The organism is Gammaproteobacteria bacterium (genome assembly GCA_029881255.1).
Lineage (GTDB): Bacteria > Pseudomonadota > Gammaproteobacteria > S012-40 > S012-40 > JAOUMY01.
Genome location: JAOUMY010000002.1, coordinates 424,857 through 451,789 on the forward strand (window position 1 = coordinate 424,857; position 26,933 = coordinate 451,789).

Here is a 26,933-nt window from a genome sequence, read left to right on the forward strand (position 1 = left end):
TAAGGTTTATTTATCTATACACCACAAAAAAATTTTTATTTTGGTCACCTATATAACTGACTTATCATGTCAACATTAGTAATTAACTAAATACCAAAACAAGGGGGTACTATGGCAATCGAAGTCAATGGAAAAACCGTCGAAACCACCGATAGCGGCTTTCTGGTGAATCAGGAAGACTGGAACGAGGATGTCGCAACGGTCATTGCGGCTGAGGAAGAAATCACACTCACCGAAAAACATTGGGATCTGATGAATTATCTGCGCGAAGAATTCTTCGACAACAACGGTAATCAGCCCAATACCCGCAATATTTTGAAGGCGATGCAGAAGAAATGGGACGATAAGAACCTAGACTCTAAGTCGCTATATACCCTGTTTCCCGGCGACCCTTCCAAGCAGGCGGGCCGTATCGCCGGTTTGCCCGAGAGTCGACGCAAGGGCGGCTACTAATCCGAATCTCGAAAAAAAAGCGGACTTCGGTCCGCCTTTTTTTATGCCGCAGTTATCACCTTTTTCCCACCCATATACGGGTGTAATGCTTCAGGAATTTCGATACTACCGTCCGCCTGTTGATAGTTCTCCATAATCGCCACCAGCGTCCTGCCCACCGCCAGGCCAGAACCATTTAGTGTATGCACCAATTCCGGCTTGCCGGTTTCCGGATTGCGCCAACGCGCCAACATCCGTCGCGCCTGAAAGTCTTCAAAATTGCTACACGAGGAAATCTCACGATAGGTGTTTTGCGCGGGCAGCCAGACTTCCAGGTCATAGGTCTTGGCAGAAGCAAATCCCATATCGCCGGTGCACAAGGCCATGACCCGATAAGGCAGATTGAGTTTCTGTAATATGGTTTCAGCGTGACCGGTCAATGCTTCCAGCGCATCGTAGGAATCCTGCGGACGAACGATTTGCACCAGTTCAACTTTTTCGAATTGATGCTGGCGTATCATGCCGCGGGTATCACGCCCGTAGGAACCTGCCTCGCTACGAAAACACGGCGTATGGGCGACAAACTTCACCGGCATTTTGTCCGCTTCGACAATCTCACCGCGCACGATATTGGTCACAGGTACTTCTGCCGTAGGAATCAAATAAAACTGGTTCGACGCATCCTCCGGCATGCGAATCGCGAACAGGTCTTCTTCGAATTTGGGTAGCTGACCGGTGCCACGCAAGCTGTCCGCGTTCACCAGATAGGGTACATACGTTTCAGTGTAGCCATGTTGTTCGCTATGGGTGTCGAGCATGAATTGAATCAAGGCGCGATGCATCCGCGCCAGATCGCCACGCAGATTGGTAAAGCGCGCACCGCTGATTTTTACTGCGGTTTCGAAATCCATCTGACCAACCGCCTCGCCGAGGTCCACATGATCTTTGACTTCGAAGGCGTATTGCTTCGGCTCACCCCAACGACGGACCTCGACATTCTGTTTTTCATCTTTTCCAGCAGGCACCGAGCTATGCGGAATATTAGGCACGCCTGCAAGAATGTCTTCCAGCTGTTGCTGGATCTCGCTCAGGCGCTGTTCCGATTCTTTTAAACTGTCGCCGAGTCCCGCGACCTCATCCAGCAGCGGTTGTATATCTTCACCCGCTGCCTTGGCCTTGCCAATACTCTTGGACTTGGCGTTACGCTCGGCCTGTAATTCCTGGGTCTTTACCTGTACCGATTTGCGCTCGTTTTCCAGGGCCTCAATGGCGCCGGTGTCGAGGACAAATCCGCGACGCGCCAATTGCGCTGCGGTGTTTTCAAGATCATTGCGTATGCGATGAGGATCTAACATTCTTTATTTCCCGTTTACTACAGATGTTGTCATTAGAACTGACGTGCAAGCAGAATTCCTGCCCAGGTGGCGACTAAACACAAGGACACACTCAACACGACATTGAGCATGGCCTTGCCCGCCTCGCCTTGCGTCAACAGATTCATGGTCTCCAGCGAAAAACTGGAAAACGTGGTAAACGCGCCGAGAAAACCCACCACCAGAAAGGCGCGCCATTCCGGCGAGGCGTCGATACGTTCTACCAGAAAAACAAATAACACACCGATGAGCAAGGAGCCCAATACATTGGCCGTGAGCGTTCCGTAGGGAAAGCCCCGCCCCAACACGCTGTGCACACCCTGACTGACGCCATAACGTCCCATTGCTCCGAGCGCGCCGCCTGCGGCTATTGCCAGTAGATGATTCAAACCATCCGCCTTCGTCTTTCGTCCTGGTCGGGCATCATACTAAAGTTGTCGTCTGATCTCTATGCTCGGGACTTGGCGTCGAGCTCACGCAGCCACTGCAGACGCTGGCGTATCTTGCTCTCCAGGCCACGATCGACCGGGTCATAGTAATGACGATGAGGCATATCATCCGGGAAATAGTGTTCACCGGCGGCGTAGGCATCGGGCTCATCATGGGCGTAACGATAGGCCTTGCCGTAGCCGAGTTCCTTCATCAAGCGCGTCGGCGCATTACGTAGATGCACCGGCACTTCGTGAGAACCATGCGTTTTGATATCCGCCATAGCGGCATTGTATGCCTTATACACCGCGTTACTCTTGGGCACCGAGGCGAGGTATAACACCGCCTGGGCGAGGGCCAACTCCCCTTCCGGGCTGCCGAGACGCTCCATCGCATCCCAGGCATTCATCGCCACTTCCAGTCCGCGCGGGTCGGCATTGCCGATGTCCTCGCTGGCCATGCGCACTACGCGTCGCGCGATATAAAGTGGATCGACACCACCATCGATCATGCGACACATCCAGTACAATGCTGCATCCGGATCAGAACCACGCACCGATTTATGTAGTGCAGAGATCTGGTCGTAAAAGGCCTCACCACCTTTGTCGAAACGACGGACGCCGCCGGCAAGGACTTCCGATAACAAATCTGGCGTGACTTCCATGCTGCCTTGCTCATTGACCTCTGCGAGGTCCGAGAGTATTTCCAGGAAGTTGAGACAACGCCGCGCATCGCCGTCAACGGCTTGTGCGAGTTCGTTGCGTAGTGGTTCGGAAAAATCCAACATCATTCCCGCCAAACCTTTTTCACTATCGCTCAAAGCACGGTCGATAATCTCGCGCACCTCTTCGTGACCGAGCGATTTCAATACGTAAACGCGCGCTCGCGACAACAAGGCATTGTTGAGTTCGAAGGATGGATTCTCTGTGGTCGCACCGATAAAAACAATCGTGCCGTCTTCGACAAACGGCAGAAAGGCATCCTGCTGCGACTTGTTAAAACGATGCACCTCGTCGACGAACAAGACCGTGCCCTTACCGCTGGCCTTGTGGTAATCGTGTGCCTGGTCAATCGCGGCGCGGATATCTTTCACCCCGGACAACACGGCGGACAGGGTGAGAAACTGCGCGTCTGCTGCTTGCGCGATCATCCGCGCCAGGGTCGTCTTACCTGTGCCCGGTGGCCCCCACAACACCATCGAGTGGATATGTCCTGCCTCTACCGCACGACGTAAAGGCTTGCCCTCGGCAAGTATGTGTCTTTGCCCGTAAAAGGTATCCAAAGACGTCGGACGCATGCGGTCGGCAAGCGGACGATAACTGTCCTGGTGAGCGGTGAGAAGATCGGATTGTTTCACTATTCTGTTTTGATCACATTGTTTTCGCGTGGCGTATTATGCCATATGGGTGTCCACTTCGGTGCGGATACTCGCTTGTAGCGACATCCTCCGTTTCGAACATAGCCGTTGTTCAAAAGTAAAAGAAAGTAACAAAAAACCAAGTACCGCTACCTCGCTTCGTTTCGTAACGTAAACCAAGGTAAACAATCATACACGTTTTCGCCCTATCTCTATGTTTTGCCGTAGATAAAAGTTTTTCTACTGATTTCACCGCGTAAAACAATCCCGCCAAAAGACGACTACTCAGTTTGCAGATCACGAAAAAGAGGATTATGAGCATGCAACCCAACAGGCAATCCGGTTTCTCCTTGATAGAACTGGCTGTGGTACTCGTCATTATCGGTATCATTTTAGGCGCAATACTCAAGGGGCAGGATCTCATCAACAGTTCCAAGGTAAAAAAAGTACAAAGTGATATGAGCTCCATCGAGACCATGTTGTGGTCTTACTACGATAGAAAGGGACGCTGGCCAGGAGATTGCGATATCGACGGTCTGGTTGGATTCCAACCGGTTAATGCGGTATCGCCCGCAGCCGCGCTGGATAATTCCGCGACCGACCCGTCGACTATTTCCTGCGACGCGGCGACGCCCGCAGAAGACCAGAATACCGCTTTTGCCGACCTACGTGCCGCCAAGCTGGCACCGACAAGCACCGTCAACGCGCAACTCGCGTCGCATATGGCCAACGGCGTATTTAATATTGGTTATGCCGATGATACGACTAACGGCCTACAGGCCAACGTGATCGTTGCCTACGATGTCCCTGCCTGGATGGCCAAGATGATGGACGTTTCCACCGATGGCCAGGAAGACGGCGCAACCGGCAGGATCCGTCGCTGGGACTCTGGGGTCAACGGCGGCACTTGGCCAACAACGGCACTCGATGAATCGTCTGTTGCGGTCGCCTACTATTACGACAAAATCCTTCCATAGACGGGGGCGAGTCTCCGGGAACGTTTCCCGGAGACTCATCTAGGCTAGCAAAAAATGTTTGCGTCACTACACCTACGAACCCTGCTCCTGAGCCGACCTCATGACGAGGAATTTCAAGGCGAAGACACGCAATACCGCTACGCACTTTTCGCGGGGCGCCGTCTTGTGTCCAACGGAAAAGCGCCATTTAATGCCTTGAGGGACTTGAAATTCGATGAAATCCGTATCGCATTCGAGTCTCCTCAACAAAGCTATTTCGACGTGTTTAACACGCGAAAAGGAAATAAAAAATCCGAAAACGTTTTTGTACGGAAAGCGGTCGAACAAGAATCCGTCTTCGATGAAAAATTTGAGTTCAGGACCAAACTGATCTCCAGCAACAACTTAGAGAATACTGTCGCAGTCGTTGCATTTGACGTGCACGACATAGGCGCGCTATTGGAAAACACCTTATATGAGCAATATTCACACGGCTTGTTTGCACCTAGGGAATCCGCAATCGCCGCATTGGTTTCCCGTGGCACTGACGAACCCGTAATTGCGTGTTGGTCTGATGACACAACCGTAATAGGAATTGTCGTGCGTAACGGAAACATTTATTCACGAAAGATTCGAACTACTGGTAACGACGCATTCGATGCTGGATTCGACGGCATTGAAGACATCAACTCAATAAATGAGTTAATGCAGATGACTGAAAGCCTGCGCACGGACGGAAAGCGACTTTTCAACGACGACGATCTCCCGATAATCTGGCTAGGTAAAACTGTTGAAACATTGGCCAACGCTGTCAACCAGGATGAATCCGAAAACTACGCAGAGTATCTAAGCCGCGACGAAAGACTGAAAACAGACATCGTCCACAAACTAAACCTTGGCATTCACTCCAGCATCGAGGAAATATTCGTCTGGCCGGAACTATACGGCCTGATATTCTGCAAACCGCACCACGACTTCTCCCCAGTCGATTACAAACACGTCGCCATTGCCCATCGAATGGCGAGGCCGCTTTTCAATTCCAGTGTTGCGCTAGCCTCAGTTTTTGTTCTGTTTGGCAGTCTGATAAACCTCTATGCGAATAGCGTGACGTCCGACGTAGATGCTAAGACAGCAACTGTCGCTGCCAACTTAAAACAGGTGCAGCAAGCATGGCCGACGACTATCGCCGAAAATAACATCAAGACACGTCTCAAGGAAGAACGAGAACGGTTGGACGAGCTCAGACTTGATAACTTTGTCTCGTGGATTTCGTCGCAAACGCCGAACGGAATCGCGATTACCAAACTCAAGATATCACCCAAGCACAAATCCAAAACACGAAATACGAAGGCAAAAACGCCCAAAATACCGGGCCAGTATGTCGTCAATCTTGTTGCGGTTAGCGAGGGTGACTACGAGCGCGCACACAAAGCATTTGTCCGTTTTGTCAGCCAATTGAACAAGCGAACGAAACTCGAAAGTCCACTAATGTCATTCGAACCCATGGAAACCACCAGTGGCAAAGCCACATTTACGACCGACCTGGACGTGAATGCAAGAGAATTTATCGGCGGATGAGGTAATATCCTATGGCCAAGAAAATAGGCGACTTGTTAAAAGACGAAGGGATCATCGATGATGATATGGTCAATTATGCACTGCAGGTACAAAAGGCCACCAAGGAGAGACTCGGCGACACCCTGCTCAAATTGAATTTCGTCACCGACTCGGAGATAGCTGTCATCCTCGCCAAACAGGCAAATATGGCCTATGAACCGCTCGCGCGCGTGATACCTAACAAACTGGCGCTCAGCCAAATACCGTATAACTTTTCGCAAAAACACGAGATTCTTCCCGTCGCGATCAAAGAGAATCGCCTTCAGTTAGTCATTACGGATCCGTTTGATACCAAAGGACTGGACCAGATCTCCCGATTTACCAGTATGAAATACGATCTACATGTAGGGCCAAGAGGCAAAACCTTGCGTCAAATTGAACAGCTTTACTATTTGGCCGAGCATCCGCTGGACAAGGATATGGATGAAATCGTGAAAACCGTCCAGGCGGGAAAACCATTCAAGGCCGAGAAAGTCGTCGACATTATTATTCACACTGCGATCGAAGTCGGCGCATCCGACCTTCACGTAACGGCCACTGGTTTCGCCACACTCGTTTCCTACCGTATCGATGGCGTTTTGAAACTGGTCTATACACTTCCGCCGCAGATGCACGCACGTATTGTCTCGACGTTTAAGGTCGAATCACAAATGGATATTGCCGAACTCAATCGCCCACAGGACGGACGCATGAGCTTCGAGTTCTTGCAACAGTCCTACGATATGCGTGTGTCCTGTTTACCGACATCCAAAGGCGAAAATCTCGTACTGCGTATCCTCGCTGGCGGCCAGGATATACTCTCGCTTGACGATATAGGCTACCTACCTGAACAGCTTGAGGTCATTAGCCAGGCATTGAAGAACCCGTATGGCATGGTCCTGGCGACCGGCCCTACCGGTTCGGGCAAATCCACCAGCCTTTATGGTGCGCTACGACGCGTTAACGCCATGCAGAAAAACGTGATGACGGTCGAAGACCCGGTCGAGTTTCAAATGCCCTTGATAAGACAGGTAGCGGTCAACGTTAAGGCAGGGATCACGTTTTCGTCTGCCATACGCAGCTTCCTGCGCCAGGACCCGGACGTAGTCATGGTCGGCGAGATACGCGACGAAGAGACCGCAATTCTCGGTGTGCGTGCGGCGCAGACCGGTCACCTGGTCCTGTCGACACTACATACCAATGATGCTGTTGGTGCCATCGCGCGCCTGCGTGACTTGAGCGTCGGTAACTTTATGTTGGCATCAACGCTTAGCTGTGTTTTGGCACAACGACTGTTGCGCAAGCTGTGTGATCATTGCAAAGAGAGTACGCGCGTAGCCATCGGCGACAAAAATTATCCGGAACATATGCACGGTAAAACCGTGTATCAACACAAAGGCTGTGACCATTGCCACGGAACCGGATTCCTGGGCCGCACCGCTGTGTGCGAAGTATTGAGTATAGATGATCCGATAAAAGACATGATAGATCGCGATGCCTCCGCACTTGAGATCAAGGAACACGCCCTAAAAAACGGTATGATCTCACTGCGACAGGCAGCCTTTAAACTTGTGGAGCAAGGTATAACCGACTTGTTCGAAATCGACCGTGTAGTCAAGGATGAAAAACGGGGCACGGCAAGCAAACAACGTATAGCGGCCTAGTAAATGTCTTTTTTTGTCTACACTACTATAGATGATCAAGGCCACAACAATCGGAGTGGCGAATATTTCAGTAGCCACGACGAATTCTTTAGCGAAATAGAAAAACGAAACCTCGAAATTCTAAACTATTTTGAGGTTCCCTCTCCGCTGTTACCAATTGTTGACCTGGTGAATCCCAAGCTCAAGGCCCAGGAAGTTGTTGAGCTGTGCAACTATCTTTCCCTGTATGTGGGTAGCGGTCTTGAGATTCAAGCGGCGCTACAGGACATGGCAGACAATGCCAAACGCGCCGTTTTCCGCAATGTCATGATCAAGATAAAAAATTATCTTCTGAGCGGCTATTTGATTTCCGAGGCCATGCGTAAAACCGGTGTGATACCAGATATGGTCTGTTCCCTGGCAAAAATCGGCGAGGACAGCGGGAATCTGGAAAATACGCTCAAGGACGCGGCCAATTATATTGAGCGCACTGAAGCGATAAAGTCATCAACCAAGCGTGCCATGATTTATCCCGGCATTACCCTAGTGGCGATGATAGGCGGTTTTATTTTCTGGACCGCGTTTGTCGTGCCAAAAATTGTTGAATTGTTCTATACCATGAATGTGGAGTTGCCGACCGCTACAGTCATACTCATACATCTATCGGAGTTTATGGCCAGTAATTGGGCAATCGTCTTTGTAGCATTTCTTCTCTTACCTGTTGCGATTACGCTTGCGCGAAAAAACGACGAATTTCGATACTACACCGATGCGGGCATCTGGAAAATGCCTGTCTTTGGTGAATTGATTCGGGGTTCGCAATTGGCCTTCTACTTTCAATATCTAGCGCTTATGTATAGCACCGGCATTCCCATCACCAAGGCATTTGATACGGTAACCGACTCGCTAAACAACGCCTATTTTCAGCACGCCGTCAAGGATATTACCGAGAGCATAAAGTCGGGATCATCGTTGCTAAACAGCTTTATTGAGACCGGGGCTTTTGATCCGCTTGTAAACCGGATGATGGGAATAGGCGAACAGACGGGATCGCTGGACAAACAGCTGACAAAGATTTCCGATATATATTTTCAGCGGGTACAGGAGCTCGTAGACGGCATTAGCAAGCTGATTGAACCGGTGATCATGATCGTGGTAGCAACAGGTTTTGCCTTTTTTGCAATTGCATTACTGGGCCCGTTGTACGAACTAATGGCAACCATGGGGACCTAGAATGAAACTCCTGCGATACCCTTTTGAAAAACACACCTTCAGATATGGTGCCTATACAGCAGCTCTTCTTTTCATCAGCACCCTGTTTTTGCTTTCGTCCAATTATAGACTCGATTTGGCAACCGCCGGACTGCAGTCTGTCGAGGCCGATCTAAGTCTGCTATCGCGCATGAATCGAGACTTGAAAGAATACCAGGTGATTTCCGGAAAGTATCCGTACCCTTCCGATAGCCAAATTACGTTCAATCCTCTCGACTACAAGGCGCTACTGACAGGAAAGAAAGTCGTCGGCATGAACAGCTATCTCAGGAAACTCTATCGTGATACGGAATACTTTTACCTGCAGGATTTTCTGCTCGCGGAAGATTCAGGCGATAGTAAACAAAAAAGCGTCTACATCAGCATTTCGGGACACAAAAATGTCTTCGCGGAGGATAGAAAATAATGAATAACGTCAGGCCGTATATTCCGTTGATTACAATAATTTTTTCAATATATTTCGCTGTCACTGCAGCGCAATTGTACAGAGACTCTCTCGCCGATCATAAACCAATCCAAGCAGTCAGTCTCGACCTCCCCATAGTACCAGAAGTGAAAGCTCTCAGCGCTGCACGGTATGATGTGCGCATAAAGGCGTTTCTTCCGGATCATCGCGAAACTGAAAATACTTTTACCCAAAATGTAAAACAAGGTAACGAACTACCAAACTCTACCAAGCTTACTGATGCGGATTCCGATACATATCAGGTAAATGCAATTCTAATAGAACAAAGCGACAAAAAGGCGATGATAAACGGCAAGATCGTCTCGGTAGGCGACCGCGTAGGCGGATACCAAGTTAGACTGATCGAGAGCGACTATGTTTCCTTAGCTGGGCCTCGTGGAAGTCGAAAATTACGACTGGATTAGAACAGTGAGGATGAAAATGAAAAGTACGGTTTTACGGACAGTATGCCTGTTGGCCGTAGTCAGCTCATTCGGTTGCGCTGGCCTGTCTGGAGCTTCGAAACAGACGATGAAAGATATCGTCACCGTAAAACCTGAGCCCCTCGTTGAAAGCTTGTTCGATTCAAAAACCAAAGACGATAATTCGCAAACTAGTGGCATGGTCTATCAAAACCGCATGCCACTGGTGTCGATGCGCAACGAGCTACCACAGTCTGTTGCAGAGGGTCGATACTCGCTTAAGGTTAAAAATCTCTCCATACACGACACCCTTAACCTTTTCGCTACCACATACAATATAAACGTATACGCCGCGCCAGAGGTTACCGGTACGGTCAACGTTAGCTTCAAGGATTTGCCGCTCGACAGTGCCATGAACCTGATCCTCGGTTCACTTGGCTACTACTGGGAATGGTCGGACAATCTGGTTCATGTAAAGAAATACAAAACGATCACTGTCGAACTGGACTATCTACGACTTACTCGCGGAGGCACTGGTTCGAGCTCGAGTTCGATCTCGTCCTCCGGTGGAAACAGCGGTGGCGGCGGCACGACCTCGACGCAGCTTACGCAAAAGGATAGTGTTGCATTCTGGGACGAATTGGAAGTTCAACTTAAGGCCATGCTGGGCGCAAGTGGAACCTTAGCGATTAGCAAGGTTTCCGGCACGGTACAGATTACCGACGAGTTTAGCCGCGTAAAACAAATCGAGCAATTTTTAAAACACCTGAAAAACGGATTACACAAGCAGGTCGAAATCGAAGTCCGTATCGTAGAGGTCTCATTACGTGACGATATGTCGATGGGTATTAATTGGGAGAACATATCACTCAAAGGTGTAACCGGCGCGCTTTCTAACATCGTTACTCAAGCGAACGGTGGCTTGAACCTTCGCTCCTCTACAATTGATCTTCAATATGGTGCTTCGAACTTTACCGCGGTCATGTCGGCGCTCAGTGAGCAAGGAAAGATCAACGTAGTTTCACAGCCACGAATTCGTGCCATGAACAATCAAACAGCGCTTATTAAGGTGGGTACTGATCGTACTTTTTTCTCCCAGGAAGTCACAAGACAACAAGGCACAAACGGCGTGACCGACATCATAATCACTGAAATTCCAACCACGGTGACCGAAGGAGTGGTTTTATCTCTAACTCCACAAATTTCCAATGACCAGTGGGTATTAATGGACATCTCGCCGGTAATTACACGCGTGACCGACACCGTGGTTTCAACTCAAGGCAGTATCGCGCCGGTTTTGGATATCAAACAGACCTCCACTCTGGTCAGAGCAAGACATGGAGAGATGGTGATGCTGGGCGGCTTAATCCAGGATCAAAACGTCGAGACCTTGCGTGGAATACCGTTTCTAAACAAAGTGCCGCTTTTGGGTCGTCTATTCGGTGGTACGTATAAAACGAAAGTTAGAAAAGAGCTTGTTATTTTTTTAGTACCTAAAATCGTTGGTTGACATTATGCACGCGATCAACAACAAACCCTGGTATGACGAATTAGGTTTTTCGGAATCTCCGTTTAGCATCACCCCAGACACAAGCTTCTTCTTTGCAAACGATGGGCATGTAGAGGCACTTTCAACCATGTTTTTCGCAGCAACAGCGGGAGGCTTGTGTGTTATCAGCGGGGAAGTCGGCCTGGGTAAGACATTACTGTGTCGCAGCTTGCTCAACAAACTGGACTCTACCTTCAACGCTGCCTATATCTTTAATCCGATGCAGGACCCGCTGAGTTTACTTAAGACCATCTACTATGATTTTACGGGAAGTGGCGCCAAAGGCGAAAATATCAGTGAAGTCTACAATGAGTTGAATGAATATCTTCTAGATATAGCGCGCGCGGGGACACGGGCAGTACTCATTATCGACGAGGCGCAACTATTGTCCGAAGAGGCCTTGCAAACCGTTAGGCTAGTGACCAATCTGGAGACTGAGAAGAAAAAGTTACTTTCACTGATCTTGGTTGGACAACCTGAGCTATGCGAAATTCTGGCTAGCAAGGCTATGCGCCCGCTTCAGCAACGCGTTTCTTACCGCTACCAGCTTCGGCCACTCACCATGAGCCAAAGTTTTCGCTACATCGAACACCGCTTCGCCAAGGCTAGTGTTGAGAGCGGCCTATGGATGACGAACGCAGCAAAACTCGCGGCACACAAGTGTAGCGGTGGTGTTCCGCGCAGACTCAACCAGGTTTGTGAACGAGCGATACTGTCGGCCTACGTAGCTAAAAAGTCTTCGATTGATGTGTATGCTGTTTATCAATCGGCGCGCGAAATTCTGGCAAAGGGGTAGCCGACGATGAGTATAATTCACAATGCATTGAGAGAGCTGGAACAGGACGACAAAAGAAATACTGGTCCTAGCACCGTTGAAAAGAATGGAAAGCTGCCACCGAGAATTGTCTTCGTCAATGAAAGCATCGAACTCCAGAAAAAGCGCTCGATGAAACCGTTGTGGCTATTCGTAATCGGTGCAGTTCTCGCCGGGAATTATGCCTGGTATATCTATCAGAGCGAACCCGTACTTCCACCCCTATTAGCACAAAAACAGCCGACGGTAATTGACGAGAATGCATCTATGCCGGAACCAGCGTTGTCTAAAGAGGTCATCGCTACCGAAAGTGTCGAAGAAGAACAGCCTCTCTCACTGCTACCGATGGGAAAGTTAAACCGGGGAATGCAAACGTATAACAAGCAAGGGATAGAGGCCGCGCTGCCGGTTTGGATACAAGAATTTATAGCTCTACCCGACAATACGCCCGTCCTGGTTGTCATGGCCAGCACCTATCAATCGCATGCCTCCAGAACGGTAGACAAGCTTAAAAAAATCCACAACGACGTATATGTTGTGCCCGGAACCTTTCGTGGAAAATCGATCTACTACACAATAATAAACGCCCACCCCGAAACTACTCTAATCGACGACGTTCAATCGAAGATACCGTTAAACCCATATGCGGCGACTGTAGCGACGATTAAGGATAGACTAATCCAGTTTCGGAACGCAGTTAACACATCAAAACCTGTAACGGACAACATTAAGCCCAAAGACCTGAATTTGCCACCTGCGCAGCCTTCAAACCCTCGCTCACAGATGATGGCTATAAGGAAAGCCAGCGAGTATGTAAGCAAGGGACAATACGCTAAAGCAAGAAAGATCGTCGAGCCTCTATTATCACAGCAAACCGTGCAATGGGAGGCGTGGTTTTGGGCCGGCGCTGCCGATATTGGTTTGAAACAGTGGGAGTTGGCAACTCAGGAACTGGCACATGCTCAGAGATTCAAACCGGACTCAGCTATTATCAGAGTCCAACAGGCAATCGTCGCCCAAGAAACTTCCAATCATCAACAGGCAATCCATGTATTGCAGCAAGCACAGCAACTAGATGCGAGTATCCCGGAAATTTACGTCAATCTCGGACATTCTTTTGAGGCACTTTCTCGTCCGAACGATGCCAGGCTTGCATATCAACACTTTTTGTTTCTGGTCAAAGACAATACAGCTTATGCTCCACTCGTACGACAGATTGAATATCGCATGAGCATGCTGTAAGAAAAGAACTCACTTCCTGGCTATGACGTTGGTGCCTGACATTTAAAGCCTATCTCCATACACTGTCGACAAAACTGGCTCTGTGAGTAGCTAGCAACAATATCGTCATAGTCATTTTCTTTAGCTTTAGATGGATTTTCATAAATACGGTCCACGGGCGCAATAACATTATCATTCTCCCCATCCCGTTTGTGATTTTCTCCTGTAGAGTAAACAACAAATATCACCGGATTCGACAGTGTAGGATCGGTATAGCTACTACCATCCCAGGTTTTAGGAAATGCATTGACAAGACTTCCTGATACAGCCGCATTACAAAGCGTACTCAAATTACCAAGCGTATTCGCCGACGTAAAGGCGTCATTGACATCATAGTAGAGTGATTCACCTCTTACGCTTCTCGTCAGAAAATCAAATTCTCCTTTAGGCAGCTCTCCGTTAACTCCTGGAGCGGGAAATCCGCCGTTCTTGAAGGCGTAGTTGACTAATGCGATCTTGCTTTGGTTGACCAATAATACCTCGGCCGAGGAATAGCCGATGTCCAATAGATTTCTTGTCATTGGCATCATTAGAGCGATCAGCAATCCGATTACAACCAGTACCACCGCGAGCTCTATCAATGTAAACCCATGTTCGCGCGCAATACCAAATCGCACAAGCTTGCTGTCTTTAGTATAGTCCACAGGCATTTCTTTCAGTCGTATTACATTCCACCGATGCCATTAAGTCATCATCGTTACTGTCGATTTCCCTAAGTTTCTTAAATGTCACACTGTTACTCGAACTACATTTTAGATCAGTTCTCCCAGCATCCATGCTTGTCGATACGTAAAGCGTCATCTCCTTGTCCCAGATACCCAGGTATTCGTGTTGACCATTGGCGATAGCCCTACAAACGCCTTCTGTGCTATTCCAGTCTCTCGCAATTGCATAGTACAGCTCTTGTCCACTATTGTTAGTCAACTCCGCGCAACGAGCATCTCCAGAGGCTGCACATGCAGTTTGTTGCACGACAGGCGGTGCAACTTTTAAACAGTCACTACTCAACTGAACCAGCGAGTAACTGACCACAGCATCGTCATATTCTTCTTGCTCTGCCGTGGAGGGATTCTCGTAGTAGCGGTCGGCCAGGGTACCGTCGCCGAGGGGTGAATTTTCGCGATCGCTCCGGTAGTTTGCACCTTGAGAGACTACGACAAATGCAACAGGCGCACTATTAGCAGTATCACTAAAATCAGTCCCGTTCCAAATCAAAGGCGGATTAGCTGCTGTTTGTTCCGCCTCTATTGCGGCGCAAAATGTAGACATATCACCACCAGTGTTAGAAGCAAGAAATGTGGGGTTAACGTCGTAGAGAAATGGTTTAGCGTAGGGACCTATAGCCCGTATACCGAGCTTACCCGCTGGTACAATATCATTGGGAAGTGGATCAGGAAATCCGCCGTGGATAAACGCATAGCCGATCAAAGCGTTCTTGGTCTCCTCCAGATACGCGCGCTCTTTATTATATTTACTGGTTTTAACCATACCACGCACTACCGGAAGAGTCATCGACAATATAATTCCGACAACGACGAGTACAATCGACATTTCTATCAGGGAGAAACCGTGATTATTTTGTGAGTTTGTTCGTCCAGGCATTCTCTCGCTCTCCGCAATTCCTTATCGCCTCATCTATTTATTGCGTCTTAGCTAGAGGAGTTTTGTATGCAGAGAATGTAACGATTTGTGAAGTACGACAGACGGCATCACTATCCTCAGATCCCACTCGGATAGAAATATGGAATTGGCAGTATACTTACTGACTGGTATCAAACACATCCGCGCCTTTCGGCACCTGAAATTCAAACGTGGAGGCAGGAATTTGGGGATTGCGTTGAAAATGCGTAAAAACCACGCGGGTGACCTGATCCAAATTATCGACCAACATCATTTCTTTTAGATCTTTGCCGGAAAACCCCATCAGGATTTCGTTAAAGCCCGCATCAGTGTCTTTAGGTTTTAGTGAAGTCCAACGTATGCCATCGATAGTATTGCTCTCACCGACGGTAAAACTTTGTTCCAGCGCTTTTTCGCTGCTGAGTAATAGAGCAGGCGTATTTCCAATCGCCTTGTCCATCGGCTTGACAGTGACTTGCCCAAGATCAACGTCGTAAATCCAGACCTTTTTTCCATTGGATACGATTTGCTGTTCATAGGGTAAGGCGTAGTCCCAGCGAAATTTTCCTGGCTTTTGAATAAACAGCTTTCCACGCGAGGTTTCGCTAATCGCCAGCTGTGACTTTTCGATGGTCTGCTCAAACTCGGCACTAAACGAATTCAGGCTTTTGAAAAAAGTGAGGATTTCATTCTTATCCGCCGCCAGCGTCGGCAAGGCGAATACCAGCAACAAACTACCAAGTACTACACGCTTCAGTTTCATTGAATTCCTATTCCACAGGTTCAGGTAGTAATACTTCACGTTGGCCATTGGATTGGGGCGCGCTAACCAGACCGGCCTCTTCCATCGCTTCGACTAAACGTGCCGCGCGATTGTAACCTATCTTTAAACGCCGCTGCACGTTCGACACCGAGGCGCGACGGGTGCGCAACACCACATCAACGGCCTGATCATACAGTGGATCAGATTCGGCATTGCCATTTTCGCCATTATCCACACCACCGGGAATAAGCGCCGGGTCGACATTGGACACATCACCGGCGAGTATCTCCTCGTTGTAATCGGGCTCGCCACGGGATTTCAAATCATTGACCACATTGTGCACTTCGTGGTCATCGACAAAGGCGCCGTGTATGCGTATTGGCATGCCGGTTCCCGGTGGCAGATACAACATGTCACCATGACCGAGTAACTGTTCGGCGCCGCCTTGATCGATAATCGTGCGCGAATCTATCTTCGAAGACACCTGAAAAGCAATACGTGTGGGAATGTTCGCCTTGATCAAACCAGTCAATACATCAACCGAAGGACGTTGCGTGGCAAGAATTAAATGTATACCAGCGGCGCGTGCCTTCTGCGCCAGTCGTGCAATCAATTCTTCGACTTTCTTGCCCACCACCATCATCATATCGGCCAACTCGTCGACAATGACAACGATTAAAGGCAGCTCTTTGAGTGGCTCGGCCTCAGTAAAACTTTGCGGATCATGTAGCGGGTTCATGATCGGTTCTTTCTTTGCCTCGGCTTCGCGAACCTTGCGATTAAAACCAGCAATATTACGCACACCGACAGCAGACATTACTTTGTAACGTCGTTCCATCTCCGCCACACACCAACGCAAGGCATTGGCGGCTTCCTTCATGTCGGTTACGACCGGCGCCAGCAAATGGGGAATACCGTCGTACACGGATAACTCCAGCATTTTCGGATCGATCATAATCAGCCGAACCTGCTGCGGCGTGGCGCTATATAGCAGACTCAACACCATCGCATTAACCGCAACAGACTTACCCGAGCCAGTAGTCCCTGCGACCAACAAGTGAGGCATTTTCGCCAGATCCGCGACCATTGGATGACCGCCGATATCTTTACCTAAGCCTAGTGTTAGCGGCGAACTTGCATCATCGTATTCTCGCGTCTGCAATACTTCAATCAAGCGCACCATTTCCCGTTCTTCATTGGGAATCTCGAGACCGATAACCGGCTTGCCGGGAATGACTTCCACCACACGCACACTCACTACCGAAAGACTGCGCGCAAGGTCTTTTGCTAAATTGGAAATCTGACTACTTTTAACGCCGGGTGCAGGCTGAAGTTCGAAGCGTGTAATAACCGGACCTGGATAAACAGCAACGACTTCAACATCAATATTGAAATCCTTGAGCTTAAATTCCACCAGACGCGCAATCGCTTCCAGTGATTCCGGAGATGCCTTGCGTTTATTCTCACTCGGCAAATCAAGAAGCGAAAGCGCAGGCAATGAAACATTGGCCGGCTCGGCGAACAGCTTTAACTGTTTTTCCTTTTCTACCCGACTGCTCTCATTTTTCGCTGCCGGTTTTGACGCAACGGGCACTGCCGGAGGTAGTGTCCCTATTTTCGGTGGATCATGTAACTTTTTACGTTTCTGTTCACTGGCAATCGCTTCGACACGCTTTTTCTTTGCCTCTCTTGCGGCTTTGGCGTCATCCAGGCGCGTACGGATTTGCGTCATCGCGCGCATTACCCATTGCCCCAGCGTATCCATGAGCTTGATCCAAGACATACCGGTCGCAAGACTGATACCTGCCAATAACAAAGCGATGAGAAACAGTGTTGCGCCTACGGTGTTGAAAACACCAATCAGCAAACCGGAAAATTCACTACCTAATACACCGCCACTATTGGCTGGTAATAAAGAATCAGCTTGGAAAAAATAGACACTCGACAATGCAGTACCCGAACACAACACAAACACGGCACCGCTAAAACGAATCACCCCTTGTATCGCAGGCGGCTTTTGCGCGTCTTCCTGCTTGCGTAGGCGAAATAACAACCAGCCGGCACCAAACACCATCAGCGGAAACAAATACGCGAGATAACCAAACAAAAAGAAAAACACGTCGGCAAACATCGCACCCACTTTGCCACCGGCATTGCTTGCCGTTACTGACGTGGTGCTATGCGACCAGGCAGGATCGTCGGTGTTATAGGTTAATAGCGACACCAGAAAATAAAGCGCCAGCATACCGAACAGGATTAAAGCGCCCTCACGTATGCCGCGTTGGATATTGGAAGCTAAAGTTGTAGGGACAGATTGCTGTTTTGTTGAATTTCCAGCCAATGAATTTACCGCTTGATTCTAATAGTTAAACAAAATGTAGTGGATTCTACCCCATCAAGCCAGAATTTTCTGTAAAGCCGGGTGTACGAGCTTACCCTTTTCCACATTAACTCCCGCGACCAATCGTGGATCTTCACGCCAATTACCACTGGCCAATAGCACCGCGTACGGTGTAATGCTGGCAGACAAGGCCTGAGACGCAGAACGCGGCACACCACCAGGCATATTCGTCACCGCAAAATGGGTCACACCATGTTCAACATAGGTGGGATCTGCATACGTTGTTGGACGGGTGGTTTCGATACATCCACCCTGGTCGACAGAGACATCTACAATCACGCTGCCTGGCTGCATGGTTTTGACCATTGCTGTGGTTACCACGTGTGGCGCCTTCTCGCCGACGAGCAACACGCCACCGACAAGCAAATCCGCAGAGGCAACCGCCTCTTCTATCGATGCAGGATAGGGGTAAAGACCGGACACATTGGGCCCGATGTCGCGCACCGCTTCCAGGCGCAATCGATTTTTATCAAAGACAGTTACCCGCGCGCCCAATCCAGCCGCAACCCGCGCCGCATTAGTGCCAACCACGCCACCACCGACAATAACCACATGCCCGCGATCTGCCGCTGGCAAACCGCCGAGTAATAAGCCCTTACCACCTTGAGGGCGATGCAAGAGATGTGTACCGATCTGTACAGCAAGACGTCCGGCGATATCACTCATCGGCGCCAACAACGGTAACAAACCATTTTCTTCCACGGTTTCGAAGGCAACTGCGGTCAAACCGATTTCGAGCAGGCGCTTGGCCAGTGGGATTTCTGCGGCCAGATGCAAATAACTGAATAAGAGATGATGGGATTGCAATAGCTCGAGCTCTGGGCCAATAGGCTCTTTGACCTTGACGATCATCTCAGCGGTGCCATACAAGGAATCGGCATCGGGCAATAGCTTCGCGCCCACATCGGTATATTGTTGATCGGTATAGCCGCTCAAATCACCCGCGGTTTTCTGTACATAGACCTGGTGTCCGGCCTCGACCAGGGCCGCGCACGCCGCGGGCACCAATCCAACTCTCGCTTCCAGCGTTTTGATTTCCTTAGGTATCCCGATCTTCATGATTGTTCCTTTGGGCTATGGTTGAGTTTATGTACAATAGCAAAGCTGAGACTGAATCTTATCTTTCCATCTTTGCATTTTTTGCACCGAAACAACATCTTGGACGGAGTTACCCTGAATGAGTTCTAAACATTGTCGCCTTTTGATTCTCGGATCCGGACCTGCCGGATACACCGCCGCAGTATACGCCGCGCGCGCCAATTTGAATCCTGTACTGGTTACCGGGTTGGAACAGGGCGGACAGTTAATGACCACCACCGATGTGGATAATTGGCCGGGTGACAACGATGGCGTAATGGGGCCTGCGCTCATGGAGCGTATGCAAAAACATGCCGAGCGTTTCGATACCGAGATTATTTTCGACCACATCAACAAGGTGGATCTACAAAACCGCCCTTTCACCCTCACCGGTGACAGCGGCACCTATACCTGTGACGCGTTGATAATCGCCACTGGCGCCTCGGCCAAATATCTCGGTATTCCTTCGGAAGAGGCCTTTAAGGGCAAGGGTGTTTCCGCCTGTGCGACCTGTGACGGCTTCTTTTACCGCAATCAACATGTGGCGGTTATCGGCGGCGGTAATACCGCAGTCGAAGAGGCCTTGTATCTGGCCAATATCGCGCAAAAAGTGACCGTGGTGCATCGCCGCGATAAATTCCGTTCGGAAAAAATTCTCGCCGACAAACTGATGGAAAAGGCGAAAAACGGCAACGTCGCCATTGAATGGAATCACGAATTAGACGAAGTGTTGGGCGACAAGAGCGGCGTTACCGGGATTCGAATCAAAAACACCTCTGACGGTTCAACCAAAAACATCGATCTGATGGGTGTATTCATCGCCATCGGCCACTCGCCGAATACCGGTCTGTTCGAAGGGCAACTGGATCTCGAACACGGCTATATCAAGGTACAAGGTGGTTCGCAGGGCAATGCCACACTGACCAGTGTTGAAGGCGTATTTGCAGCCGGCGACTGTATGGACCATATTTATCGACAGGCGATTACGTCTGCCGGGACCGGATGCCAGGCAGCCCTGGATGCGGAGCGCTATCTTGATAATCAGGAATCCAAATAGTAATACTAGGCGTCGTCAGCCATGACGACGCCAAGCTTTTATCCGCGCGGGCCATATCTCATCGACAACACGCCGCCGGATATGCCCTTCCCCGAAGTCGAGTATGCCCTCGAAGAACCCAACGGCTTGCTCGCCATTGGCGGCGATCTCCACCCCCAACGTATACTCAATGCCTATCGTCAGGGCATCTTTCCCTGGTATAGCGCCCATCAACCGATATTGTGGTGGTCGCCTGATCCGCGCCTGGTGTTATTTCCCGAAGAGCTACATGTATCCCGCAGCATGCGTAAGTTTATGCGTCAGTCTCAGTGGAATTTGACGATGGACACAGCCTTTGAACAGGTCACCCATGCCTGCTCCTTACCCCGTCCTGGTCAACCGGAAACCTGGCTAAGCCCTGAAATGCAGGACGCCTATCTAGAATTACATCGTTTAGGCTACGCCCATTCAGTCGAGGTTTGGGATGAAAATGAAAAACTTATCGGTGGACTATATGGCATCGCGATTGGCAGCGTGTTTTTCGGTGAGTCTATGTTCTCTTTTACCACCAATGCGTCTAAATTTGCGTTCATAAGCTTTGTGGAACAAATCTCAGGCTGGGGTTTCAAATTAATAGACTGCCAAGTGGAAACAACGCATCTGAATAGCCTCGGCGCCGCGAATATTCCACGAGAAAAATTCATCACTTTTTTGGACCAATGGTGTAGTGAACCTGTCCCGAATAAATGGAACACAAAATAAATGACAACAAGTGAACACGGCAATCGACGAGACCTGAAGTTTTTTATCAGCACACCCTCTCCTTGTGGATACCTCAAGGACAGGGATTCTATTTCTTTGTTTGCCGATCCCAAATTTCCCTTCACTCCCGCAGTATACGATTTGTTAATAGATCACGGTTTTCGTCGTAGCGCGGATTACGTCTATCGGCCACATTGCCCAAGTTGTCATTTGTGTGTTCCCGTGCGCGTACCTGTCGAGGAATTCAAGCCCAGTCGCAGCCAAAAACGCGTGTGGAAACGCAACCAGGATTTGCGCGTCACCACGCACAAGCTTGGACTCAAACAAGAACATTTTGATCTCTACAAAAAATATCAGCAAAGCCGTCACAGCGAAGGCGAAATGGCCCGCCATGATATCAATCGCTATTTTGAGTTTCTCGACAGCGAATGGAGTGAAACTCTTTTGATGGAAATACGGGATGGAAACCGTTTAATCGGCGTCGCGATTACCGATGTCGTTCGCCGAGGGCTGTCAGCCTTTTATACCTTCTTCGACCCCGAGGAAGAACAACGCAGTTTGGGTACTTTCGCGATTCTGTGGCAAATAAAGTTTGCCAAACGCCTGCAACTACCGTGGCTATATCTAGGTTATTGGATTAGCGAGACGCGTAAGATGAATTACAAAACGCGTTTTCTGCCGCTTGAACTGCGTATTGACGATGGATGGCAACGAATTACTCGTGATGAATTAATCGCTATGCAAACAAAAACGGGAGCCTAGGCTCCCGTTTTTGATGTTGCGTTATTGCTTTTTTATGCAACTGTGCGGCGGCGACGCATCCAGCCTACCAGCACCATGGCTGCCAGGATTCCGAATGGGTGTACCGCGCTACGCTTAGGAGGCACTGGAATATTGATAAAACTGACTCGCAAAGTTCCAGTGTTCGCACCGCCACGACCATCACTCATACTAATTGTAATTTGCTCGTTTGTAGTTTGCTTGATTGCGCCCTTGTTAGTTGGTGTGTACGTCCAGGTATAGCCGCTAGCACTTGAACCTGTGAGGCTAAAGCTGCCGTAAAGACCATTACCTTGTAAGGTCGCAGTTACCGGGTCTCCGTCTGGATCACTAAACGACAATGTGCCGGTATTAATTTGTCTGCTCAAATCAACCTGAATTGTCTGAGTGCCCAATATCGGTGAACGGTTACCTACTGGATTGGTGATGATACCACCAGTACCAATTGTGACACCAAGATTCTGCAATTGTGGGTTACCAACACTGCTGTTGTTCTGAGTATTGAGGTCCCCCTGCGCTGTCACGGTGGCGTCTACCTTGGCAATACCACTGGTTAATTGCGAAGCTGTTAGTGACAACTGAAACGGCTGTTGCTGCCCCGCAGTCATGGTGTTTATTGAACAGCTCAAAGCCGTTGTGCCTTGCGCCTGACATCCCAGTGGTGGCTGCACGCCAAACCCCAATGTCGCATTTGTCAGATTTAAGGTTACAGTCGCAGGCGTTACCATCTGTTGGGTACCATTATTGCGAACGGTTACCGTTGCACTGAATGTTCCACCTGGCTGAACTTGTTGCGGCGTATATTGGATACTGGAGATAGCCAAATCCAGGCCTTGAGTCTGTTGCCCAGGGTTTGGATTAAAGCCACCACCTGCACACTGAACAGTAGTCAGCGGTGGAGTTACAGTTGCATAGTATAAGCCGCTATTGCCAGTTCTGACGTAGACCGTATTACCACTCACAACCGAATTTTGTACGAACCCACCCTGTGGCGGCGTAACTTCAGTAGTAGGTAACCATGACTGACCACAGTTAGTGGAGTATTCAAGTGCACCTATCTGACTGGTTGCAAAGTTGTATTGAAAACCGTAGAGAATGCCGGAGGAATTACTTGCTAAGCCCAAATAAGGCATCTGGCCCATACGTGAACATTGCAGACCGGTGCTAGCCTGACAACTGTAGAGACCTGCACGGGTGTCGACCGCAGAATTACCAATTACAGAGAAAAAGTAATAAGGAGTTGCCGTTCCCTGAGTCGCGGCAGGAGAAATCAGCATACCATCAGTTTGTGAAGTGATTGTAGGCATACCCGTCGCAGGCTGGAAGGTCAGATTGCTACCAACGCCGCCGAATTGCTGAGCGTCTGTGGCGTAGTAGACGCCTGGCGCTTGAACAAAGAAACCGCCAGTGGAATTTCCAGAGTTCATTCCGACAATCATTGAACCCTGTGTATTGAATGAAGACTCAACAACATGTAGTGAACTTAACGTTGTGGTTCCAACAGGTGTCCAGTTGGCTTGCGAGCCAAACTGTGTCTGTAGTGACTGCGCCTGAATACGCATAACCTGATTTCCAAGAGTGGCCATATAAATATTGCCATTCTTGCCAGCTGCTAGCGCGCTAACTTGATCGGTTGTCGCACGGTTAATCATGACCGCAGTACCACTGGCAAATCCACCTGTAGCCGCGCTTAGGGTAACACCATACTCGACGTTATCCTGATACGACTGGCCACCATATTGTTGACTTCTGGTTCCAAAACCTGAGATGACCAATGTTGTCTGGCCGCCAAATGTTGTCGAGGGAACCACTGCGATATGGTCAATTCGAGACATCGTCATGCCGGTAACATTGACCTGGCTCCACTGTGTTGTCCCGCCTGTAGTGCCAAAACCACCAGCACTTGAAGTACCAATGTACAGATAAGACTGCTGCAATCCGCCAAATGCGGAGGCAGAACCTGCGGCATAGATAACATTTGTATTCATTGGATCTGCGGCAATCGCGGTTACCTGAGTAACGTTTGGTATTGCAGCCTGCTGCCAAAAGGCTTGTGCCTGCGCTGTAAACAGCGAGGCGGCGAGAACGATACAGCCCGATATCATACGGCCCAATCCCGTATTCACGCGCTCACGCTTTTGCGCCCATTGCTGTGCGCCAGTCTTACTAGTCATGGAATTGTCCCCCACATTTACGGACACACTTCGTCCGTATTATTTTGATTTCACGCACCGATCCTAGTCTTATTTCCTTAACCAAAAATTAATCGCTTACGACGCATTTCGTTAACTTTTGTTCATGTTTGGAAAACGGAAAAAAACCAGTTTTTCTGACATATCTATGTGATAACTCAAGTTTTTTCGCATTGTGCCAATACAAGCTTGTAAGATCGTTAAATGTGTGAATGAGAATGGCAAAAATTGAATGGCGCAGTGGCCTGAGATACGGCATTTCCACGATGCTAATGTTGTTCTTTTTGCTGCACGCGACCGGACTTTTCCCGATACCATTTCTCGCGACTCTTGAAAACCAGGCCTATGACCTAAGGCTCAAGCTCACAGCTCCACACACCACTGACCCACGCGTGGTCATACTCGATATCGACGAAAACAGTCTCAAAAAGGTAGGCCGTTGGCCGTGGGACCGGGACATAATTGCCGCCTTGATGAATGACTTGTTCGACTTCTACGGTATACAAGTGTTGGGCTTCGACGTTTTGTTCGCCGAAGAGGACCGTGACGCTGGCCTAGACATCATGGATCAACTTGCCGATGGTCCGCTGAAAGATGACGCCGCATTTAGACAAACTCTCGAACAGATACGCCCCCAGCTTGAACGCGATCGCATTTTGGCCGAGAGCTTTCAAAACCGCCCGGTTGTGTTGGGCTATTACTTTAAAAACAGGAGATCTCATGGGGATGTTGATCTCCAGTCAGGTAATTTGCCCACGCCCGCCCTGTCTAAAGAAATGATGCAGCACCAGGGGATTCCATTTCTGGACGCGACTGGTTATGGTGCAAATTTACCCATATTGCAGCAAGCAGCGATGAGCGGTGGTTTCATTGATATGCCTTTCATCGATGACGACGGCATTATCCGCAGATTACCGTTGGTGCAGGAATATGACGGCGAACTATATGGCACCCTCTCCCTGAGCATTGTGCGCGCTCTGCTCGGAAATCCGCCCTTACAACTCACGGTGGCACCGGGTCTAAACGACAAGGGTACCAATCTTGGCCTGGAGTGGATCGAAGTCGGTGGTTTCCGTATTCCCGTTGATGAATACGGGGCGGCAATGATTAACTATCTAGGCCCTTTTCCCAGTTTTCCTTATGTATCGGCGATTGATGTCCTCACTCACAAAGCGCCGAAGGAAGTACTTGAAGGAACCATCGTGTTGGTCGGCACGACGGCAGCGGGCTTGCTTGATATGCGATCCACACCTATGCAGGCGGTTTATCCCGGGGTGGAAGTCCATGCGAATATGGTTCTGAACATACTCGACGAAAGCTTCAAGGAGCGTCCTGTCTATGTGCGCGGGATAGATTCAGTATTGCTTTTGGGTCTGAGTACGCTACTAATCCTTCTGCTACCGCGATTGTCTTTAACAATGTCATTTCTTGTGGCGATATCTACGCTTGCCGCAGTCGCCTGGATCAACATATATAGCTGGACGCAATTGAATCTCATTGTCCCGATTGTTTCCCAAGCCCTGTCGGTGTCCTCTATCTTCATCGTCCACATTTTTATGCAGGTGTTTGTTGAGAATCGTTCCAAGAAACAACTCGCGCGGGTCTTCGGCCAGTATGTCCCGCCCGAACTGGTAGACGAAATGAGCCGTCACCAGGAAGGCTACGGTATGGAAGGGGAGACCAGAGAGATGACGGTCTTGTTTTCAGATATCCGCGGATTTACCAATATGTCTGAGAATATGGAACCTAAGCAGCTCACGCTATTGATGAATGAATATCTGACCGAGATGACTTCCTGTGTACACCACCACCGCGGCACAATCGACAAATATATTGGCGATGCACTAATGGCATTCTGGGGAGCACCCTTGTCTGATCCACAACATGCACGCAACGCCTTGCTCAGCAGCATGGAAATGATCGAACGACTACCTGAGGTAAATGCTCGTTTCGAGGAAAAGGGTTGGAAACCTATCAATATCGGTATCGGTTTGAACACTGGCAAAATGAATGTAGGAAACATGGGTTCGCGTTTCCGTATGTCATACACTGTGCTTGGCGATGCGGTAAATCTTGGTTCACGTCTCGAATCGCTAACGAAGCGCTACGGTGTTTCTATCATCGTTAGTGAATCAGTTGCTGCTCAGGTTCCCGAATTGCACTATCGCGAATTGGATCTTGTTCGCGTTGTTGGAAAGAAACAACCTATCACCATTTACGAACCTCTCGCCAGCGACTTGCATCAGCAGGCAAAAGTACAGGAAGAGCTAGGACTATATGAAACGGCTCTCAGCCTCTATCGTCAACAGCGGTGGCTTGACGCACGAACAATTTTTACCGACTTGATTATGCACCATCGTGGACGATTGCTTTACCAGATGTATATTGGCCGATGCGTACACTTTCTCAAAGAGCCACCGCCGGAGGACTGGGACGGCGTCTACAACATTTCCAGCAAATAATTTTTTGGTTAAAGCCCGAATTCTTTACCAAATCTAGTGCACACCATACATAGTCCCGTTATTTGCTTTCCTCTCATAATTTCTGCAATCGATACACCATTTAAACATTTACTCTACAGACGCATTTGTACTATATTCGAAAAGTTATCTTACAAGACATGAGACAAGGAATTCCTGTGCTGCTTTCTCGTTTTACCTCTTTTTTTTCATGCTATATAAAATGTGTTACGACACGCTCACGGCGATTTTCTAAATCAGACCTCGGCAATCT

General features: G+C 49.2%; 23 protein-coding genes. 14 read left to right on the forward strand and 9 right to left on the reverse strand.

Annotation, left to right across the window (positions count from 1 at the left end; all coding sequences use genetic code 11):
• The first annotated feature begins 111 nt into the window (after positions 1–111).
• A complete protein-coding gene (locus OEZ43_07000) occupies positions 112–453 on the forward strand; it encodes a TusE/DsrC/DsvC family sulfur relay protein (GenBank protein MDH5545323.1) in 342 nt (113 codons plus the stop codon).
• Positions 454–494: 41 nt separating this feature from the next.
• Here OEZ43_07000 and serS read toward each other — a convergent pair whose 3' ends face one another.
• Genes serS through OEZ43_07015 form a run of 3 tightly spaced genes read right to left on the reverse strand, consistent with a single transcriptional unit; the run spans position 495 to position 3,531 of the window.
• A complete protein-coding gene (gene serS, locus OEZ43_07005; GenBank protein ID MDH5545324.1) occupies positions 495–1,787 on the reverse strand; it encodes a serine--tRNA ligase in 1,293 nt (430 codons plus the stop codon).
• Between the two features lie 32 nt (positions 1,788–1,819).
• Positions 1,820–2,194: a fluoride efflux transporter CrcB gene (crcB, locus tag OEZ43_07010; GenBank protein ID MDH5545325.1), complete on the reverse strand. Its 375-nt coding sequence runs from the start codon at positions 2,192–2,194 to the stop codon at positions 1,820–1,822.
• A 59-nt stretch (positions 2,195–2,253) separates the two neighbouring features.
• Positions 2,254–3,531, reverse strand: coding sequence for a replication-associated recombination protein A (locus OEZ43_07015; GenBank protein MDH5545326.1), 1,278 nt, complete (start codon positions 3,529–3,531; stop codon positions 2,254–2,256).
• Between the two features lie 374 nt (positions 3,532–3,905).
• On the opposite strand from OEZ43_07015, the gene OEZ43_07020 reads away from it, so the two are divergent.
• Genes OEZ43_07020 through OEZ43_07060 form a run of 9 tightly spaced genes read left to right on the forward strand, consistent with a single transcriptional unit; the run spans position 3,906 to position 13,530 of the window.
• The gene (locus tag OEZ43_07020; protein MDH5545327.1) at positions 3,906–4,568 is read left to right on the forward strand and encodes a prepilin-type N-terminal cleavage/methylation domain-containing protein; all 663 of its coding nucleotides are present in this window, start codon (positions 3,906–3,908) and stop codon (positions 4,566–4,568) included.
• Positions 4,569–4,622: 54 nt separating this feature from the next.
• Positions 4,623–6,125, forward strand: a complete 1,503-nt coding sequence (locus OEZ43_07025; GenBank protein MDH5545328.1) for a hypothetical protein — start codon at positions 4,623–4,625, stop codon at positions 6,123–6,125.
• Between the two features lie 11 nt (positions 6,126–6,136).
• On the forward strand, positions 6,137–7,807 hold the full coding sequence (locus OEZ43_07030) for an ATPase, T2SS/T4P/T4SS family (protein ID MDH5545329.1): 1,671 nt from the start codon (positions 6,137–6,139) through the stop codon (positions 7,805–7,807).
• 3 nt (positions 7,808–7,810) lie between these two features.
• Positions 7,811–9,019, forward strand: coding sequence for a type II secretion system F family protein (locus OEZ43_07035; GenBank protein ID MDH5545330.1), 1,209 nt, complete (start codon positions 7,811–7,813; stop codon positions 9,017–9,019).
• A 1-nt stretch (position 9,020) separates the two neighbouring features.
• A complete protein-coding gene (locus OEZ43_07040) occupies positions 9,021–9,464 on the forward strand; it encodes a hypothetical protein (GenBank protein MDH5545331.1) in 444 nt (147 codons plus the stop codon).
• Positions 9,464–9,928 (forward strand): hypothetical protein, encoded by a 465-nt coding sequence (locus OEZ43_07045; GenBank protein MDH5545332.1) that lies wholly within the window; start codon positions 9,464–9,466, stop codon positions 9,926–9,928. The genes OEZ43_07040 and OEZ43_07045 overlap by 1 nt, the downstream gene beginning before the upstream one ends.
• A gap of 16 nt (positions 9,929–9,944) precedes the next feature.
• Entirely contained in the window at positions 9,945–11,435 is a 1,491-nt protein-coding gene (locus OEZ43_07050; GenBank protein ID MDH5545333.1) for a secretin N-terminal domain-containing protein, read from the forward strand.
• 4 nt (positions 11,436–11,439) lie between these two features.
• On the forward strand, positions 11,440–12,270 hold the full coding sequence (locus OEZ43_07055; protein MDH5545334.1) for an AAA family ATPase: 831 nt from the start codon (positions 11,440–11,442) through the stop codon (positions 12,268–12,270).
• 6 nt (positions 12,271–12,276) lie between these two features.
• On the forward strand, positions 12,277–13,530 hold the full coding sequence (locus OEZ43_07060) for a hypothetical protein (GenBank protein MDH5545335.1): 1,254 nt from the start codon (positions 12,277–12,279) through the stop codon (positions 13,528–13,530).
• Positions 13,531–13,550: 20 nt separating this feature from the next.
• On the opposite strand, the gene OEZ43_07065 is transcribed toward OEZ43_07060, so the two are convergent.
• From OEZ43_07065 to ald, 5 genes are all read right to left on the reverse strand, one after another.
• Positions 13,551–14,213: a type II secretion system GspH family protein gene (locus OEZ43_07065; GenBank protein MDH5545336.1), complete on the reverse strand. Its 663-nt coding sequence runs from the start codon at positions 14,211–14,213 to the stop codon at positions 13,551–13,553.
• Complete coding sequence (locus OEZ43_07070; protein MDH5545337.1) at positions 14,200–15,171, reverse strand: type II secretion system GspH family protein; 972 nt, start codon at positions 15,169–15,171, stop codon at positions 14,200–14,202. The genes OEZ43_07065 and OEZ43_07070 overlap by 14 nt, the downstream gene beginning before the upstream one ends.
• Positions 15,172–15,328: 157 nt before the next feature.
• Positions 15,329–15,952, reverse strand: coding sequence for an outer membrane lipoprotein chaperone LolA (lolA, locus tag OEZ43_07075; protein ID MDH5545338.1), 624 nt, complete (start codon positions 15,950–15,952; stop codon positions 15,329–15,331).
• Between the two features lie 7 nt (positions 15,953–15,959).
• Entirely contained in the window at positions 15,960–18,293 is a 2,334-nt protein-coding gene (locus OEZ43_07080; GenBank protein MDH5545339.1) for a DNA translocase FtsK 4TM domain-containing protein, read from the reverse strand.
• 54 nt (positions 18,294–18,347) lie between these two features.
• Positions 18,348–19,412: an alanine dehydrogenase gene (gene ald, locus OEZ43_07085; GenBank protein ID MDH5545340.1), complete on the reverse strand. Its 1,065-nt coding sequence runs from the start codon at positions 19,410–19,412 to the stop codon at positions 18,348–18,350.
• A gap of 118 nt (positions 19,413–19,530) precedes the next feature.
• Between ald and trxB the strand changes: the two genes are divergently transcribed.
• From trxB to OEZ43_07100, 3 genes are all read left to right on the forward strand, one after another.
• Positions 19,531–20,487: a thioredoxin-disulfide reductase gene (trxB, locus tag OEZ43_07090; GenBank protein MDH5545341.1), complete on the forward strand. Its 957-nt coding sequence runs from the start codon at positions 19,531–19,533 to the stop codon at positions 20,485–20,487.
• Between the two features lie 81 nt (positions 20,488–20,568).
• Positions 20,569–21,228, forward strand: a complete 660-nt coding sequence (gene aat, locus OEZ43_07095; GenBank protein MDH5545342.1) for a leucyl/phenylalanyl-tRNA--protein transferase — start codon at positions 20,569–20,571, stop codon at positions 21,226–21,228.
• Positions 21,229–21,990, forward strand: coding sequence for an arginyltransferase (locus OEZ43_07100; protein ID MDH5545343.1), 762 nt, complete (start codon positions 21,229–21,231; stop codon positions 21,988–21,990).
• 32 nt (positions 21,991–22,022) lie between these two features.
• On the opposite strand, the gene OEZ43_07105 is transcribed toward OEZ43_07100, so the two are convergent.
• Complete coding sequence (locus tag OEZ43_07105; protein MDH5545344.1) at positions 22,023–24,182, reverse strand: hypothetical protein; 2,160 nt, start codon at positions 24,180–24,182, stop codon at positions 22,023–22,025.
• Positions 24,183–24,418: 236 nt separating this feature from the next.
• Here OEZ43_07105 and OEZ43_07110 point away from each other — a divergent pair, with 236 nt between their 5' ends.
• Entirely contained in the window at positions 24,419–26,662 is a 2,244-nt protein-coding gene (locus OEZ43_07110) for an adenylate/guanylate cyclase domain-containing protein (GenBank protein ID MDH5545345.1), read from the forward strand.
• Positions 26,663–26,933 lie beyond the last annotated feature (271 nt).

Excerpts from the sequence above, each read along its gene's own strand:
- OEZ43_07100 (MDH5545343.1), top strand. The coding sequence starts at position 21,229 with ATGACAACAAGTGAACACGGCAATCGACGAGACCTGAAGTTTTTTATC.
- OEZ43_07040 (MDH5545331.1), top strand. The coding sequence starts at position 9,021 with ATGAAACTCCTGCGATACCCTTTTGAAAAACACACCTTCAGATATGGT.
- OEZ43_07000 (MDH5545323.1), top strand. The coding sequence starts at position 112 with ATGGCAATCGAAGTCAATGGAAAAACCGTCGAAACCACCGATAGCGGC.
- serS (MDH5545324.1), bottom strand. The coding sequence starts at position 1,787 with ATGTTAGATCCTCATCGCATACGCAATGATCTTGAAAACACCGCAGCG.
- OEZ43_07015 (MDH5545326.1), bottom strand. The coding sequence starts at position 3,531 with ATGCGTCCGACGTCTTTGGATACCTTTTACGGGCAAAGACACATACTT.
- OEZ43_07070 (MDH5545337.1), bottom strand. The coding sequence starts at position 15,171 with ATGCCTGGACGAACAAACTCACAAAATAATCACGGTTTCTCCCTGATA.
- OEZ43_07110 (MDH5545345.1), top strand. The coding sequence starts at position 24,419 with ATGGCAAAAATTGAATGGCGCAGTGGCCTGAGATACGGCATTTCCACG.
- OEZ43_07055 (MDH5545334.1), top strand. The coding sequence starts at position 11,440 with ATGCACGCGATCAACAACAAACCCTGGTATGACGAATTAGGTTTTTCG.
- OEZ43_07060 (MDH5545335.1), top strand. The coding sequence starts at position 12,277 with ATGAGTATAATTCACAATGCATTGAGAGAGCTGGAACAGGACGACAAA.
- OEZ43_07045 (MDH5545332.1), top strand. The coding sequence starts at position 9,464 with ATGAATAACGTCAGGCCGTATATTCCGTTGATTACAATAATTTTTTCA.
- OEZ43_07105 (MDH5545344.1), bottom strand. The coding sequence starts at position 24,182 with ATGACTAGTAAGACTGGCGCACAGCAATGGGCGCAAAAGCGTGAGCGC.
- trxB (MDH5545341.1), top strand. The coding sequence starts at position 19,531 with ATGAGTTCTAAACATTGTCGCCTTTTGATTCTCGGATCCGGACCTGCC.
- OEZ43_07025 (MDH5545328.1), top strand. The coding sequence starts at position 4,623 with ATGTTTGCGTCACTACACCTACGAACCCTGCTCCTGAGCCGACCTCAT.
- OEZ43_07050 (MDH5545333.1), top strand. The coding sequence starts at position 9,945 with ATGAAAAGTACGGTTTTACGGACAGTATGCCTGTTGGCCGTAGTCAGC.
- lolA (MDH5545338.1), bottom strand. The coding sequence starts at position 15,952 with ATGAAACTGAAGCGTGTAGTACTTGGTAGTTTGTTGCTGGTATTCGCC.
- OEZ43_07030 (MDH5545329.1), top strand. The coding sequence starts at position 6,137 with ATGGCCAAGAAAATAGGCGACTTGTTAAAAGACGAAGGGATCATCGAT.
- ald (MDH5545340.1), bottom strand. The coding sequence starts at position 19,412 with ATGAAGATCGGGATACCTAAGGAAATCAAAACGCTGGAAGCGAGAGTT.
- OEZ43_07020 (MDH5545327.1), top strand. The coding sequence starts at position 3,906 with ATGAGCATGCAACCCAACAGGCAATCCGGTTTCTCCTTGATAGAACTG.
- aat (MDH5545342.1), top strand. The coding sequence starts at position 20,569 with ATGCCCTTCCCCGAAGTCGAGTATGCCCTCGAAGAACCCAACGGCTTG.
- OEZ43_07035 (MDH5545330.1), top strand. The coding sequence starts at position 7,811 with ATGTCTTTTTTTGTCTACACTACTATAGATGATCAAGGCCACAACAAT.